Raw genomic sequence first — 14,896 nt, 5'->3', positions numbered from 1 at the left:
TCTGCCGATGAATGATATGAACTATCTTATAGTCGTGTCTAACTCCGTCACAGTCCCTTTTCAAGGGTCATTTTCACTGCATCATCTATCGCTTTCTGCAGAGGTGCTGGTAGATCTGGTGCCTTCAAATGCATAAATCCTCTGACGATGAGCGAGGTTGCCTCTTCTTCGGTCAGTCCTCGTGCCATTAGATAGTTCAACTGATCGGCACCCACCTTCCCTACTGTCGCCTCATGGCTGAGTTCAACGCCCTCTGCAACGGCATCAAGCATAGGGACCGCGCCAATTCGTGCATTCTCGCTAAGAAGCAGTCCATTACACTCCAGTCTGGCCCGTACTCTATTCACTTTCCCTACCAACTCGCCTCTGGCAATGATTTCGGAATGTTCTGTGGCGATGGAACGTGATACTACTTTGCCTCCTGTGCCAGGTGCCTCAAGAATGAGTGCACCACCAACGTCATACTTTGAGTCTTTGGTGCCATAGACCACAGAATAGAGATCCGCCCGCGCATTACGGCCAACGAGTCTGACCTTTGGATAGGTCTGGAGTGTACGTGCAGGGCTCAGGATTGCGTAGCTGGAGATGAAGACGCCATTCTCCTCAACTATCGTACCTGAACGTGGCCGCACATCTACAGACTCGTTCCATTTGTGAACCATGGTGAATGTCAGTTTTGCATTCTTCTTTACATAGAACTCTGAGACCCCAAGATGCAACGAGCGTTCCAAGTCACTTGGGGTTGCACATCCTGTGATAATATGAAGCTCCGAATCAGGTTCTGCTATGACGATATTGTGTACATTCTGAACTGAATGCCCCTTCTTAATGACAAGGCAGGTCTGTACCGGCATCTCGATTATGGCGCCTTCCATGGCTCTTATGAAATAGCCATCATACTGCTGCAACTCGCTAATTGCAGTGTACTTGTCCGCATCAACAGGAACCGCATTCCATAGATAGTCCCACGCCCAATCGTATTTCTTAAGGGCCTCATGGGTTGGAATGACCTCCAGTCCCTCCTGCTTGATGAGTACATCTGCAAGGATGCTCTCATTATCAAATTGCATATATGATCCGGACACTTGCCTCTGTGACGTATCAAATCCCACTTCCTCTGCAAGAGACCGGTCCTCTTCAGGAATTCCATCTACGCCTATCGATCTCGGCTCGGTATCTGAAAACGTGAACTCCGAGAGGTCAATATCATCACCATAGGCCGAGGTTCTTCCAAGTGCTCTCTCTGCTCTCTTTTTTAGGTCCTTTATGTCAGTCATTCATCGGCCTCCTTATGCGGGAATCTGTTCTAAGAACTGTTCATACCCCTTTTCCTCAAGTTGAGGTATGATGCTCATATCTCCTGTATATGCGAGACGCCCTTGCTGAAGGATATAGACCTGATCGACCTCTAGAAACTCGAGTATGTATCTGTGATGACTAATAATCACCATAGTACTCTTTTTCTCATCTTTTATTGCCTTCAGCTCGCGCCCAACGATCTTGAGCGAGTCGTAGTCAAGGCCACTATCGGGTTCATCAAGAAACATGATCTTGGGTCGCATCGAGAGGACCTGAAAGAGCTCGCTTCGTTTCATCTCACCACCCGAAAACCCATCATTGAGATCTCGACTGGCCAGATTGCTAATTCCTAACCTATCGAAATCCCCATAGAGATCTTTCCTGCAGGGGCAGGATTCGGCCATTAGATGGCCGTCAGGGGTTCTACTTACATACTCTGGGCATATGCGACAGATAAAGTCCTCAAGTGTCACACCCGATATTGTGGGCGGTGCCTGAAACGCATAGGCGATTCCGAGTTGTGCCCGTTCTGTGATAGTCTTGTCGAGTATCGATTGGCCTCCAAATCGAATATCGCCCCCCTTTATCTCATACTCTGGAAGTCCCATGATTGCCTTTGCCAATGTTGACTTTCCAGAGGCATTTGGCCCAAGGATCGCATAGACTTTTCCTTGTTCGAAGCTGAGGTCAACACCTCGTAGAATTGGCATACCTTTGACTTCTACTCTTAGACCAATGATCTCCATTAATGGTGGGGCTGTCATCATTATCATTCCTAATTCAACATAGTTAATATATCTCGTTTTAATCGTATTGGAAGTGGCGAGAGCGATACCCCTCTTTATCTTTTTGAATAGGTCCCCATGATTTGTGCAGTGGCTATCTTGTGAGTCTCGCATAGGTTCTTGAAATTGGATTTTGTGGCGCCTTCTAAACTTGGCACATCAAGTGCATAGAGTGTGAAAAAGTACCGGTGTGTTCCTGATGGTGGGGCCGGGCCTCCCCATCCAGATGTTCCAAAATCATTCGTGATCTCTATCCCGCTCACGGGGCCTCCTGTAGGGATCTCTCTTGCGTCAGCAGGAATGCTATGTACTAACCAGTGGATCCAGTCACCAACAGGTGCATCTGGATCATTACAGATGAGTGCAAAGCTCTTAGTTTCCATAGGGGCCTCGTCCCACGCCAGATGCGGACTCTTGTTCTCTCGACGATACGCACATCTGTCAGGAATCGGTGATCCATTCTCAAAATCATTACTCCACAATTTCATAACAATCACCAACTACGAGAATTAATACGCAACCTATCTAGTCTTCTATTGTGATAAGCCTAATGGCCGTGTTCATATCGCCATCTTATTAACAAGTTGACCACTATGGTTACTGAGGGAACAATTATGAACAATGTTCAGAATGCTTTCGAGCAATTGATCACTCTCGCCATCGAGCGGGAAGTAGAAGCATACGAATTCTATACCAATGCAGCTCAGGATGCAGAGCTCAAGTCCTCTGCAAAACTGCTCCACGAGCTTGCGAAGCAGGAAGAGTCCCACAAGCAGAAACTGGAGGCGGCTCTCAAGGATGGTGTCAGCTCCACTTTCGAAGTATCCATTGATGAACTGGAAATGAAAAAGCTCCGTGACTATCTTGCAGATGTTCCGCTCAATACGGACTCATCCCCTCAAGACGTTCTTGTCGTCGCTATCAAACGTGAAGATAACGCTCATGAATTCTACAGGATTCTCTCAGAGATGACCTCGCACTCTGGTCACAAGGCTGTCTTTGAGATGTTGGCGCGAGAGGAATTATCTCATAAGGATCGTCTTGAGAAGCTATATGACGCTCTCGTTCAGCCTGACATGTAAAGTCATATATATAAAAATAGGAGAGGGGCCTTTTTCCCCTCTCTATTATTCTCTATTTGTGTAGTAATGGTGCTGCAAGAAACGTCAGACCACGTTTAGTGAGTTCTCTTGCAGTTCGATTCAGTGAATCATGTTTGTCAAGATAGTTGATCTGTAGCTTGGGCATCAGGCCTTGAGCAATGATGTCCTCGATTGGCAAGAAATACTCAAGGATGTCGCTGGGGTGTTCCCGTTTGGCATCGATCTCTGGGACTGCGCCTTCATGTTTTGCACTGATGTTCTTGACATGGTCTGCAAGCTCTAGTAGTTCTGGAAGCCTATCATACGGTTGACGGACGATACTCTTGTAGGTCTCAGTGATGTGATGCTCGATTCTGACAACATCTTCGAAACCGAAACTCTTGCGGATATATGCCGCCATTTCGATTGTCTTGTTGTCAACAGAGTTACTGAGATTGAAGCCTATCAGTGGGGTTGTTCCATCAGGGCGACTGAACAGCTTTGCTGTCATCAGTGTCCACAGGCATGCGTATGGATTGTCATTGCCCATGTACACACTGATCTTGAACTCCATATCGATTCCAAGTTTGTGCATCATGTATCCTATCAGTACCGTCCCGGGGTTAATATTCAGGACCTGTTTCACGCCGTACTTTGTATAATAATAGAGATACTCCTCTATCCACTTTAATGCAAAATCATTGGGTTGGCCAACCCCTCCAAAATAACCTGTGATCGTTTCAGGGCCTCCAAGATGAACGTTGACTGGTAGGCCATCTGGTCCTGGTGCTGTGCCCTTTGTATCGAGGGTCTCCACGTATGACGACCCTGTGATCTGCATTGCTGCTGCAAAAGCTATGATATCATTGTCCGCCTCTTGCTCTTTCATCTTTCGAACTCTGATGAGTCGCCCCGGCATGAGTTCCTGCTTTTCAATTGCGACCTTGGCCTCTTCGATCAGCCATGGAAAGTACTGACAAGCACTGATCTCGAGTGTGATTGCATAGCTGTCATCGAACGTCATCGAGTCTACTTTATCACCGAGTATCTTTCTACGGTATTCGTCGATGGTGATGAATGCTTCATTGTCACGCTGTTCCTGTAGCCAAGTCAGATCGTCTACATACCGTGACTTTTTCGCCTCAAGTATGCTCATCAAATTGTCAAGCTCTCTTGCTTCTCTGGCGCGACGATTGATCTCATCTACACCACCATACTTGTCAATGACTGCCAAGAGGTCACTGATAAGGGGATTATCCTCCCCTACAAGAAAGTCATTAATCTCTTCAAGTCTATCAGGATGAATCTTCAGTCTGTCTCTATCACTCATTTTCCTACCTTCCTAAGAGTAGGGCTACGAGACCATAAGATTCCGCCTAAATAAACAGTCCGGCAGATGAGCCGGAACTGTTCACAACCTCTCGGAAGGAATAGTCTATACTGCTGTGAGTTCGTCTTCTAAAGTCGGAAGACTCTCGGAGGACTGATTCTCATCGAGTGTTGTTGTAAAGCCTCGGATCTTTGGGCCAACAACAGCAGTCAGGATTCCCCCTACAGTGACTTGGATGCTATTCAGAAACACGAGTTCTGCGAATGCTGCTGGGGCCCCAAACATGATAGCCTCGGCCAGATAGTACCCCGCCAACATTGCTATTGCTCCGAGGATGATCCCAATAATATCCTCTACATGCAATGAGGCATCTTTTGCCTTACGGGCAAACAGTCCTACAAGAAATCCCTCGGTACCCTTGACCATGAGCGTGATGGGCGCAAAATGAATGTACCCCAGAGTGACATCACCCATCATTGATCCGACTCCTCCGGCGATGAAACCTCCTGCAGGTCCTAATATGAATCCACTAATCATCACCATGACATCTCCAAAGTTGAGATATCCTGTACTGGTGGGGAATGGGATTACTATGAGGATGGTGACTACCGTTGTTAGGCTTGTCATGATCGCCAAGACCACTAACCCAACAGTCGTCCTGAAATCATTGATCTTCTCTGACATATCTCACACCACTGTCATCTTATGGGTGAATGAACATATTGTGCTATCCAGAGTGCATATATAAGATTGAGCCTATATATAAGACCGAGATTCAATGACACTAATGACTGGCCTCACTTGCACAAGATGCGGTCGTCGTATCTCCGCGTCAGTTCATAGCACGACTTGCCCTCACTGTGGCGGTGTTCTTCAAGTGGAATACGACCTGGACCACGTGGGTATGGCATTGACCCATACGGTCCTCCAAGATCGCCCCTTTGGGATATGGCGCTTCAAGGAACTCCTTCCGGTCAGCAAGTCTGAGAATATGGTCTCTCTGGGCGAAGGGGGGACATACCTTCACCGATGTAATCGGCTCTCATCCGATACTGGCCTGAAGCAGCTGTTTCTCAAAGATGAAACCCGTAATCCCACTGGTTCCTTTATTGATCGTGGGATGGCTGTAGAGCTGTCTATGGCTCTTGAACGTGGATATCATCGTGTCTGCTGTGGTTCAGTAGGCAATATTGGTGTGTCTCTGGTCGCTTATGCTGCACGTGCAGGCTTGGACTCAAAGGTCATCATGGCGCGTAGCGATGCTGTAGACATGGGAAAGTTCTATCAGGTTGTCGCTTATGGTGCTGACGTAAAGATTGTGCGCCAGCATGAAGAAATCGAGCACGAACTCCGCCGAATCGCGCGCTCATGTCACACAGTGGTTTCAACTAATCCCTTTTTCCTAGAAGGGCTCAAGACTACTATCTTTGAAGTCATTGAACAGCTTGGGTGGCACTTTCCAGACTGGATCATTGTTCCCATGGGAAGTGGTGGGCATCTCACTCAGATATGGAAAGGAATCTCAGAACTTCATGCGATTGGTATGGTGAAGGGAGACCTTCCGCGTCTAATCGGGGTACAGAGTAACAGTTGTGCTCCCATAGTCGCCTCGTACGACTCAAATCTGGATGAGATTGTTGCATGGCCTGAGTCTTCAGGTATTGCACGTGACATCGGGATACGACGACCACGTTGTGGACTGACTGCGTTGCGTGCGATTAGAGCATCAGGTGGACTTGCTCTCTCTGTCAGTGACTCTGCACTTCTTGATGCAGTACGACGACTCGCTCATCTTGAGGGGGTCTTTGTCGAGCCCGCATCGGCGACAGTCATTGCGGTTCTTAATCAGTTAGTAGAGACTGGTGTTATAGACCCCTCTGAGTCAGTGGTGTGTATCATCACAGGAATGGGTCTCAAGTCCCCTGAGGTCGCTCGTGATTTGGTGAGAGGTCATGTTGGTCTTGAGCGACTGCTTAGTAACATGGAGGGCCGTAAATTCACTGGATCCATCGGGCGAACGAAGCATCGCATATTAGAGATTCTTGCAGTGGGGGAGGCTTACGGGTATGAGGTCTGGAAACGGTTGGCCGAACTATATGATATTCACGTTAAGATCCCAAGCGTCTATCAACACCTCGTGGAACTCAAGACTGCTGGGCTTGTCGTCCAGTCACGTATTGATCATACCTATCAAGGCCGTCCCCGTGTATACTACGCCCTGACAGAGCGAGGTCGCAGGCTCTTAACTGGTTCTTGAGCATTTGTGTCTATGCGAAGTCTTTTAGCATATAGTCGTGAATATTCTAACATTGGGTCTGATTTTCCAAACGGCCCAACGAGAACGCAGAGGTTGATAGTATGGCTGATAAGACATGGCTTCAGACAGCTGATTGGAAGAGTGAAAAGCATGTGCCTGTGATCGATGCGCCTGACAAAGTCAAGGCTGGAGATCTTGTCAAGGTAGAGGTTTCAGTTGGAAAGGAGATTCCCCATCCGAACAAGACCGAGCATCACATTAAATGGATTGATCTGTTCTTCTGGCCTGATGGTGCCAAGTTCCCCCTAGAAGTCGGATACATCTCTTTCGATACGCATGGCGAGTCCGCAGAAGGACCAAACACTGGTCCACTCTATTCCGAGCCCTTGACCTCCTTTGCCTTTCGGACCACCAAGCCCGGAACCCTAATGGCGACCTCCTATTGCAACATTCACGGGCTCTGGAAGAGCGAAAAGCATCTCGAGGTCGAATAGCCTATCTTGTGTATGGGCTCACTATCGAGCCCACTCTCTTTAGGCACGGCCTTTGACGATCCACTTCACGAGTGTCGCATTCATTGGATTCTCAGATATGAATAGATCGCGGTACTCTGGACTCTTGAAGTCCACAATCACACTTGCAAGAGATGGGTCAAAGCCGATGATCTTGACCGACCGTTCTAATTTACTGGGTCTGAATGCGATGGCTGAGAGGATGATTGATGCGATGAACCCTGCAAAGGTGAGTAGTGCCCACAAAGGGGTTTCTTGATGAAATATGATGGCGTTCCCGATCTTGAAGTACGCCATCCATGTTATACCGAATGCCAGACTTGTGCCAATGATACAGAGCGTCCTCAGTCTGCACATATCATCTGAGGAATAATAGTGATCTTCGCATACGGGTATCATCAGAAACCTTCGATTTGATGGTGCCGATGATCTCTTCATTATTGATCGCGCAAAGAGCCGATCGTATCCATCTAGTCGATCCATACTGGAAGGGTTCACCACCATCTGAACGGTCTTGGTTGCTCTCGCGCCACACACGGGACATATGGGTGGAAATCTTGCCTTTGTGATATCAAATCGTACCAAAGGTTCATCAAATACTATTTTGTTTGGCATCCGACCGACCTCACATTATGAGCGAGATGTTTGCCTCACCAATTTTTTAATCTGCTGATTCACGTGCACGTCAGATGTATGTGGTTGTTGCGGACTATGCACATCCTCTATTACGACGCTTTCTTGGTTCTTGGCATAATCTCTCGCATTTCTGAGGGCAGATACTTATGTAGTGCCCTTGGAATGGCAACACTTCCGTCTTCGCGTTGATAATTCTCCAGTATTGCCACAATTGCACGTGGATTGGCCATCATGGTACTATTGAGGGTATGAATCCATGCTTTTTCGGTTCCGCCCTTCTTGACACGGTACTTTATCCCGAGCCGTGTTGCCTGATATGATGTACAATTGCTACAAGATACTGCCTCTCTGTATTTTTGCTGACCGGGCATCCATACCTCCAGATCATACTTCTTTGCAGCAACTGTACCAATATCCCCTGTGCAAATATTCACAACACGATACGGAATCTTGATCTTTTGGAAGAAGGCCTCTGCGTTCTTGATGAGTTCCTCGTGGATCTTCCAAGACTCATCGGGATGACTATAGACAAACTGTTCGACCTTATTGAACTGATGCACACGAAAGATGCCTTTTGTGTCCTTTCCGTGAGTCCCAGCCTCCTTTCTAAAGCAGGCGCTTATCCCGGCCATTTTGATGGGGAGGTCAGTGGGTTCAAAGATTTCTCCCATGTGCATAGCCGCCATAGGATGTTCTGCAGTGGCTATGAGATAGAGGTCCTCATCCTCTATCTTGTACATCACGTTCTCAAAGTCGGCCAGATCCGTGACTCCCTCATAGGGCTCCCTACGCATCATAAATGGGGGGTAAATGGGTGTGAACCCTCTCTTGGCAAGCATCTCAAGAGCCAGCAGCTGCATTGCCAAGTCAAGCATCACTAGTTCATTTTTCAGGAAATAAAACCGGGCCCCCGCAATCTTAGCGGCTCTCGTAACGTCGGCCAGATCAAGGTCTTCAATGAGATCCACTTGACTTGCGATCTCGAACTCGAACTTAGGACGGCCACCCCATTCTCGGACAACCTCGTTGTCCTCCTCGTCAACTCCATAGGGTACGCTCTCATGGAGCATATTAGGAATACGCATCTGTATTGCGTGCATCTCGCTCTCTAGCGCGTTGGTTTCCTCTTCAACAGTCTTGATGTCCACATTAACGGTGCCCACCTTTGCCATAATCTCGGTTGGGTCGCCTCCTGTCTTTTTCAGCTTTCCAACTTCCCGAGAGAGTCGATTGCGTTCCGTTCTGAGTTCTTGTATCTTTCTCTTCTTTTCACGAATAATCGCATCAAGCTCTAGCAACCTCTCGAACTGGAGTATCATCTCTTTATCTCTACGACGCTCTAAATTTTCTAGGATCAGTTCTGAATTCTCTCTAATGAATCGAATGTCAAGCATGTTATGTACCTCTCGGGAATATATGTGGCCTCGATTATGACCACACATTATTTTTTTGACTCGTTCTCCTTTTCAGTGTCACTATGCATATGAGTCTAATACTCTCTTGTATACATCTTCTACCATTGCGATCTGAGCGTTCCACGAGTAGTATTTCTTAATTCTTTTTCTTGCCTCTTTCCCGATCTTATGCCGTCCGTTTTCATCCTCGGAGACCTGTCGCATGGCATCTACTACAGCGTCCACATTGTTTGGTTCGACTAATATCCCTGCGTCTGTATTAACGAGTCGCTTTGTTTCCCCTATGGCTGTTGTAATGACTGGTAGGCCACATGACATGGCTTCAAGAACGCTCATGCCCAACCCCCCGATGTTCTGAGGTATGACAAAGGCATCAGCCCTCCGTAAGATTGATGGAATCTGACTATGGGGGACGATACCCACCCAATGAATCGTCCTTCTATCTCCATAATTGTCAAGTGAATGTTTAAGGATGCCATCCCCTACTAGAACAAGTCTTGTTTTCTTGTTCTCTTTGTGGTACTTTTTGAATGCGTCAAGAAGGATATCTACTCCCTTATCTGGGCTAAGTCGACCAACAAACACAAAGTCAATATAATCGTCCTCCTGTTGGGTCGGAGCTGGACTAAAAAGATCGATATCAACTCCATTGCGGATGACCGATATCTTATCCTCCGGTACTCCGTACTGTAATGCCCATTCCTTTTGAGAGGGGTCCACTAAGATGACATGGTCGTATCGTTTTATGTATGCCATTGAAAACTTCCATCCCATGTCAAACATGACTCTCTGTAGTGTCGATCCATCAGCATATGCGAGATGAAAGGTTGTTATCAAAGGTGGCAGGTTTTTTTTAAATAATGGGAGCATAATCTCAGTTGTTCCAGAATTTGTATGCACATGGATGACTTCTAATCCGAGGCGTCTACTCTCTTTTGCGATTAGCTTGGGAACATCTGGGGCATCCCATGATACATGCGGGTTTATCTGTACCGCGGGGAATCGGTGGATATGCGTCGACGCGAGCGGTACCCCCTTTTTGGACTGTGTGAATGCGTGAATCTTATGTCCTCTCTTTCTCAGGCCAATCATCTCATAGATCGCTCGTATGCACAGCCCATCCGCTGCGTGAAACTTGCTGACCATGCCAATCTTCAATGTTGACTTCTCCATAGGCATTCAACCAGTATTACTATCGCATTATCTTTGAGTCGTTGTTATTTGGGTCGAATCTCCATTCTATAATGAGAGTTGTCTTCCTTTTATCTGCTTTCGCTGTTGGTCACACTTGTCGGCTGGGGCATAGTTCACTGATGCCGCACTCTGCGCACTTTGGTGATCTTGCCACGCATGTACGCCGACCGTGAGCACTGATCAATCTCGCATAATCGCGCCATCTATCCTGAGGCAGGAGCGTCATTAGATCGCGTTCGATTTTTTTCGGGGTTTCCTCCTCACTTAGGCCTAACCTATTTGTCACGCGTCGAATATGTGTATCGACCACCACTCCCTCGTCAATTCCAAAGGCGGTGGACAGAATGACATTTGCAGTCTTGCGTGATATTCCTTTGAGCGTGACTAACTCCTCTAGTGAGGAGGGAACCACTCCTCCAAACCGTTCGACGATTCCTCTGGCGGTTTCCTGAATGTATACCGCTTTCCGGTTATATGCTCCGACCGGTCTGATGATTTCTTTTATCTCGTCAAGTGGTGCTGATGCAAGAGCCTGTGGACTTGAGAACCTCTTGAATAATTGTGGCGTCACTGAATTGACACTTCGGTCTGTCGTATGTGCAGAGAGAATCGTTGCAATTGTCAGTTCAAAGGGGGATGAAAAGTCAAGGTATGTCTGTGGTGCATCCGGATACATCTCCTCAAGCCTTTTGAGAATGGCAAGTGCTCGCTCTTGTTTCTCCACATTGAATTCCTCAATACTGAAGCAGTACTGATCACTTCATGAGTCTTGTTGTATCTCTTGTGTCATGTTCTTTTCGTTGATGAGGCCTCTTGTATATATCACAACGAGAATTGTGATGTTGATGATGAAGGTGACGAGGAATAGTATTGGTTGGTTGAGATACGTGAAGATATACCCCCCCAAAAGTGGACCTAGGGACATGAAAATATAGACAATATACCAGAACGCAGCCAAAAACTTAGCAGTATCTTTGTGAGGCAGATTCTTCTGGATCAGTATGGTCACGATGAGCCACCATAGTCCGTCATTGATCCGTTTTAGTACGATTGCCAAAAACACGGTCGTGTATATAACTCCGAGTCCATCGATAAATGCATTTGCTGAATCGATCCATGACTGCGGTGCCCAAATTGGATATTGTGGGGCAATGACCAATAACCCCATGCAGAGAGGCATCACACTATAGATGACGAGCGCCGACTTTCTGATCCCCCATCTGTCCGAGAGCCGTCCTATCTTAAGTAGTAAAGGTACTGATATCAGAAGTACCGTTGCCAGCATGATACTAATGCTGTTGATTGAGATACCAAGGTACTCGTTCGCGTAGAGCAATGCTCCGAAGTTAAACAGCGAATCGCTGAAGGCGTCAAGGGTAATGATGATGATTGCACCGGGAAGTAATTTCAACAGTGTTCGTATGGTTCTTCCGTTCTCCAATAGGAAATCTTTCCATAGTCGCTCAGTGCGTCTATTTCTTGTCGGTGGGCACGGGTCAAGAAACGCAGTCCGCAGACCTGTACTAAAGACAAGTGATAAGCCGCCAATAATTGCAAGGAGCCTAAATGTGGCTGGGAATCCATAGAACGGCAATAGGAGATTCACGCAGATCAGGGTCACTACTCCTAACACCCGCCCCGCAGTGAACAATGACAGTCCGAGACCACTATGTTCTCTTGGAATATTATCCAGGATGTATGCAGAAGAACCGCCCTTTGCAATATCAATTGACGCATATACAAAGAGTGCTATGACTATGGCCCATAATTCTGTGAACAGTCCTAGAATAAGAAAGTACATGGCACCTAGCGCCATTGAAAATACGGCCAACTTTTTCCGATCAACAGTGTCCCCAATATAGCCTCCTGCTATTCGCATCAGAATTGATACACTTGTGCTTGCAGCTATTACCATTCCTATTGTTGTATAGTCCCATCCAATCGCCCGGACATAGAGGGTAAAAAATAAATTGATTATGCTCGCAGCAGAGAAGATCCATGCAGTGGCCAAATATACTCTGTAATTCTTCCATGAGAAAATCGCTGCGAGCGCAGCAGATACTCCGATGTCCTCCATTACAATATCCCTCGCCCCCGGTTCCTTCCCAGTTGATCTTGATATATCCGGGGCAACAATTTCTATAGTCAAACCTGCTTTTGCATCTTTTGTTGATTGCTCAGAGTCATCTTGCATATCATTGCCTGCTCCTAATTAAAATGATAGCCCAACACGGAACAAAATTCAGGATGTGGCTGGAAGAGACCTCCCGACATCTCTCTTACAATATGGAGGTCTTCCAGTCTCCTGATACTAGTTGGTGAGCACAACCACTCGTACGTCCCCATTTGAGGTTGGGACTGCCACAAGCTGGTGAGTCACCAAATCCGCCGTCAATACGATACTGTTCGGGATGCAGCTTGACTGCATAAGGTTCCTAACAGCGAGTTCGAGATTGATGGCGGTAAGTCGTACCATCTCCGGATCTGTGAACGGGTCGACCGTGCGTCCCTGTTCGGTGGATGGCATAGTCTGTATTGTGTTGGCTATTGTACTTTTTATCAAATTATATTTCCTCCAATTTACTGAATATTATTATCATCTTGATTAGAATGGCCAAGGGTCTTGATCTATTGGATCCATGTTATTACCTCCGTGTTCTATTCTTACGCAACCGTACTAATGGTGTGGACTCGCATTCAACTGATCATTCACCCATTATTGCAAATCATTGTCGTGTCTTCATTGAGCAATTAGATGAAGTGCGTCTTTGATCTCTCTGCTATACTGTCCGGTCATTGGTTCTTCTCATCATACTGAATCTCAGTCATGAATCATACATCATGTGCGGTTGCTGGGGTATCAATTATCGATTGAACCCCAATCTAGTATATTCACTACACGCGGTACTTAAAGAGGGCATTCGCGTACCGTCCACAAATTTCTTCACAAAATCACGATTTTACCGGACTCTCTCTTTATTTTTCCAATAGTGGCCATAAACGAAGCTTCTTGCTCCACAAAATACTTAACAATCGGACATTCTGACAGTCTTTGGATTTTAGACTGGCTTGCCAGATTGGGGCAAAGAACGGTGGTGTGCCTGTCGCTGCAAATGGATAATGACTGGAGATATTATGTTGAGGTATGATCGGGACAATGATGCATCACATGATAGACATCTCTCTATGTTCTCTACGGATCTTTCGCATTCGCCTGTGCAAGATACCGCCAACGCTACTGGTCGCTCTCTGATCATGCGCTCATCTCACCTTCGTTTCTTACGAAAAATTTGTCTTAGACCCCATCTCCGTCCTGCTTCACACGCAAGGGAATTGGGGATAACTCGTACAGCAGTTCATCATACAATCAAGTTTCTCAAAACAGAATACGACTTTCGTATTCAAGGGCTTCCAGAGTTTCAGCGAATGGGCATGGCTGTTATCTTTGGATGGGCACGATCGGCCTCCATGACCTCCGCTCTCTCGAATTTTTCCCGGTGGCTTTCTGGGCTTCCAAATGTCTATACCATTGCACATTCAGTCTTGTCATCGATTGGGGATTTTCGAGTGTACTTTGAAGCACTCATCCAGCTCAGTCCTTATTTTGATTCTGACTATGCGCACCATGAAGTTCCCACCATGACGAATAGATCCATGTCGTCATTTCTGCAACATCTCAATCGTTTCAGGAAGCGGCCTTACTCTCTTGATGTGCATTATGACATCTTGCGGTCCGAAACAATTCATTTGAACCTTGCATTGTTTGATGGGCAGACATGGACTATCGAGCACGCCTTTCGTCTGGGGGCTGTCTTTGATGCCGTGAGCAGGTATACTGATGTGCTTCCTCAGACCGAAAAAGGGGACGCACAACAGTTTCGTGCTTCCCTCTCTAGAGAAGATCTAATCATCTTGGCACGGATGACAAGTGATTACTTTGTCACTGCAAGTGAAATAGCTCTCCTGTTCGAGAACATGAGTATCTCCCCTCCTACAATACGGACTATCCGGCGGTGGCTGACCCGTCTTCGAGATGGATACATTCGCCCTTATGTTCATATTCGTAATATTGGTCTGACGCGGCGATTCATAGTGTCCCTGACCAATCTGCCTTATTCGTCCTCAGTTCATCGTATGTTTCATGCTCAAGGGAATATGTTCCCGCAATGTAGGATCTTGTCAGGTAATGACTCTGTCATTCTTGATTTGAGGCTACCTCAGACCGCTACCGTACCTCAATTATCTTCAGCTCTTCTTCCTCTCTCTCATACAAGTTCTCAGATCAATATCTTTGAAACGCGCGATTTGCCTAGGAGAAAAGCATTAGAAGAGGTTTTGACCTATTATATATAGTCGTCCCCTTGGTATACTAATGAGCTCGACTCA

Annotated in this window: 15 protein-coding genes; 4 read left to right on the top strand and 11 right to left on the bottom strand. The window is 46.7% G+C overall.

Annotated features, from left to right (window positions below):
- Positions 1-47: 47 nt before the first annotated feature.
- The 3 genes from K9W43_07575 to K9W43_07565 all read right to left on the bottom strand — a co-directional run bounded on the left by K9W43_07575 (position 48) and on the right by K9W43_07565 (position 2,572).
- Positions 48-1,277, bottom strand: coding sequence for a SufD family Fe-S cluster assembly protein (locus K9W43_07575; GenBank protein ID MCF2137093.1), 1,230 nt, complete (start codon positions 1,275-1,277; stop codon positions 48-50).
- 12 nt (positions 1,278-1,289) lie between these two features.
- Positions 1,290-2,072, bottom strand: coding sequence for a Fe-S cluster assembly ATPase SufC (sufC, locus tag K9W43_07570; GenBank protein MCF2137092.1), 783 nt, complete (start codon positions 2,070-2,072; stop codon positions 1,290-1,292).
- Between the two features lie 68 nt (positions 2,073-2,140).
- On the bottom strand, positions 2,141-2,572 hold the full coding sequence (locus K9W43_07565) for a YbhB/YbcL family Raf kinase inhibitor-like protein (protein ID MCF2137091.1): 432 nt from the start codon (positions 2,570-2,572) through the stop codon (positions 2,141-2,143).
- Between the two features lie 105 nt (positions 2,573-2,677).
- Here K9W43_07565 and K9W43_07560 point away from each other — a divergent pair, with 105 nt between their 5' ends.
- Positions 2,678-3,166 carry a ferritin family protein gene (locus K9W43_07560; protein MCF2137090.1) on the top strand — a complete coding sequence of 163 codons (489 nt, stop codon included), beginning with the start codon at positions 2,678-2,680 and terminating at the stop codon, positions 3,164-3,166.
- 52 nt (positions 3,167-3,218) lie between these two features.
- Here the strand turns inward: K9W43_07560 and K9W43_07555 are convergent, their stop codons facing one another.
- The gene (locus tag K9W43_07555; protein ID MCF2137089.1) at positions 3,219-4,496 is read right to left on the bottom strand and encodes a hypothetical protein; all 1,278 of its coding nucleotides are present in this window, start codon (positions 4,494-4,496) and stop codon (positions 3,219-3,221) included.
- A 105-nt stretch (positions 4,497-4,601) separates the two neighbouring features.
- A complete protein-coding gene (locus K9W43_07550) occupies positions 4,602-5,180 on the bottom strand; it encodes an ECF transporter S component (GenBank protein MCF2137088.1) in 579 nt (192 codons plus the stop codon).
- 94 nt (positions 5,181-5,274) lie between these two features.
- On the opposite strand from K9W43_07550, the gene K9W43_07545 reads away from it, so the two are divergent.
- Positions 5,275-6,753, top strand: coding sequence for a threonine synthase (locus K9W43_07545; protein ID MCF2137087.1), 1,479 nt, complete (start codon positions 5,275-5,277; stop codon positions 6,751-6,753).
- A 101-nt stretch (positions 6,754-6,854) separates the two neighbouring features.
- The gene (locus K9W43_07540) at positions 6,855-7,247 is read left to right on the top strand and encodes a class II SORL domain-containing protein (GenBank protein ID MCF2137086.1); all 393 of its coding nucleotides are present in this window, start codon (positions 6,855-6,857) and stop codon (positions 7,245-7,247) included.
- 39 nt (positions 7,248-7,286) lie between these two features.
- Here K9W43_07540 and K9W43_07535 read toward each other — a convergent pair whose 3' ends face one another.
- The 6 genes from K9W43_07535 to K9W43_07510 form a co-directional block, all read right to left on the bottom strand.
- The gene (locus tag K9W43_07535) at positions 7,287-7,880 is read right to left on the bottom strand and encodes a hypothetical protein (protein ID MCF2137085.1); all 594 of its coding nucleotides are present in this window, start codon (positions 7,878-7,880) and stop codon (positions 7,287-7,289) included.
- Between the two features lie 110 nt (positions 7,881-7,990).
- Positions 7,991-9,295, bottom strand: a complete 1,305-nt coding sequence (serS, locus tag K9W43_07530; protein MCF2137084.1) for a serine--tRNA ligase — start codon at positions 9,293-9,295, stop codon at positions 7,991-7,993.
- 81 nt (positions 9,296-9,376) lie between these two features.
- A complete protein-coding gene (locus K9W43_07525) occupies positions 9,377-10,489 on the bottom strand; it encodes a glycosyltransferase family 4 protein (GenBank protein ID MCF2137083.1) in 1,113 nt (370 codons plus the stop codon).
- Between the two features lie 109 nt (positions 10,490-10,598).
- On the bottom strand, positions 10,599-11,234 hold the full coding sequence (gene nth, locus K9W43_07520) for an endonuclease III (GenBank protein ID MCF2137082.1): 636 nt from the start codon (positions 11,232-11,234) through the stop codon (positions 10,599-10,601).
- Positions 11,235-11,270: 36 nt separating this feature from the next.
- The gene (locus K9W43_07515; GenBank protein MCF2137081.1) at positions 11,271-12,704 is read right to left on the bottom strand and encodes an MFS transporter; all 1,434 of its coding nucleotides are present in this window, start codon (positions 12,702-12,704) and stop codon (positions 11,271-11,273) included.
- A 117-nt stretch (positions 12,705-12,821) separates the two neighbouring features.
- The gene (locus K9W43_07510; protein ID MCF2137080.1) at positions 12,822-13,073 is read right to left on the bottom strand and encodes a hypothetical protein; all 252 of its coding nucleotides are present in this window, start codon (positions 13,071-13,073) and stop codon (positions 12,822-12,824) included.
- A gap of 572 nt (positions 13,074-13,645) precedes the next feature.
- On the opposite strand from K9W43_07510, the gene K9W43_07505 reads away from it, so the two are divergent.
- Positions 13,646-14,863, top strand: coding sequence for a hypothetical protein (locus K9W43_07505; protein ID MCF2137079.1), 1,218 nt, complete (start codon positions 13,646-13,648; stop codon positions 14,861-14,863).
- The last annotated feature ends 33 nt before the right edge of the window (positions 14,864-14,896 follow it).

Source organism: Candidatus Thorarchaeota archaeon (genome assembly GCA_021498125.1).
Taxonomy (GTDB): domain Archaea; phylum Asgardarchaeota; class Thorarchaeia; order Thorarchaeales; family Thorarchaeaceae; genus B65-G9.
The sequence above is the reverse complement of the archived record's forward strand: the minus strand, read 5'-3'. Positions and strand labels throughout refer to the sequence as shown.

Bases quoted from the DNA above. Each gene is read 5' to 3' on its own strand.
- K9W43_07525 (MCF2137083.1), bottom strand. From the start codon at position 10,489: ATGGAGAAGTCAACATTGAAGATTGGCATGGTCAGCAAGTTTCACGCA.
- K9W43_07550 (MCF2137088.1), bottom strand. From the start codon at position 5,180: ATGTCAGAGAAGATCAATGATTTCAGGACGACTGTTGGGTTAGTGGTC.
- K9W43_07540 (MCF2137086.1), top strand. From the start codon at position 6,855: ATGGCTGATAAGACATGGCTTCAGACAGCTGATTGGAAGAGTGAAAAG.
- K9W43_07535 (MCF2137085.1), bottom strand. From the start codon at position 7,880: ATGCCAAACAAAATAGTATTTGATGAACCTTTGGTACGATTTGATATC.
- K9W43_07545 (MCF2137087.1), top strand. From the start codon at position 5,275: ATGACACTAATGACTGGCCTCACTTGCACAAGATGCGGTCGTCGTATC.
- serS (MCF2137084.1), bottom strand. From the start codon at position 9,295: ATGCTTGACATTCGATTCATTAGAGAGAATTCAGAACTGATCCTAGAA.
- K9W43_07560 (MCF2137090.1), top strand. From the start codon at position 2,678: ATGGTTACTGAGGGAACAATTATGAACAATGTTCAGAATGCTTTCGAG.
- K9W43_07515 (MCF2137081.1), bottom strand. From the start codon at position 12,704: ATGCAAGATGACTCTGAGCAATCAACAAAAGATGCAAAAGCAGGTTTG.
- K9W43_07575 (MCF2137093.1), bottom strand. From the start codon at position 1,277: ATGACTGACATAAAGGACCTAAAAAAGAGAGCAGAGAGAGCACTTGGA.
- K9W43_07565 (MCF2137091.1), bottom strand. From the start codon at position 2,572: ATGAAATTGTGGAGTAATGATTTTGAGAATGGATCACCGATTCCTGAC.
- sufC (MCF2137092.1), bottom strand. From the start codon at position 2,072: ATGATAATGATGACAGCCCCACCATTAATGGAGATCATTGGTCTAAGA.
- K9W43_07505 (MCF2137079.1), top strand. From the start codon at position 13,646: ATGTTGAGGTATGATCGGGACAATGATGCATCACATGATAGACATCTC.
- K9W43_07555 (MCF2137089.1), bottom strand. From the start codon at position 4,496: ATGAGTGATAGAGACAGACTGAAGATTCATCCTGATAGACTTGAAGAG.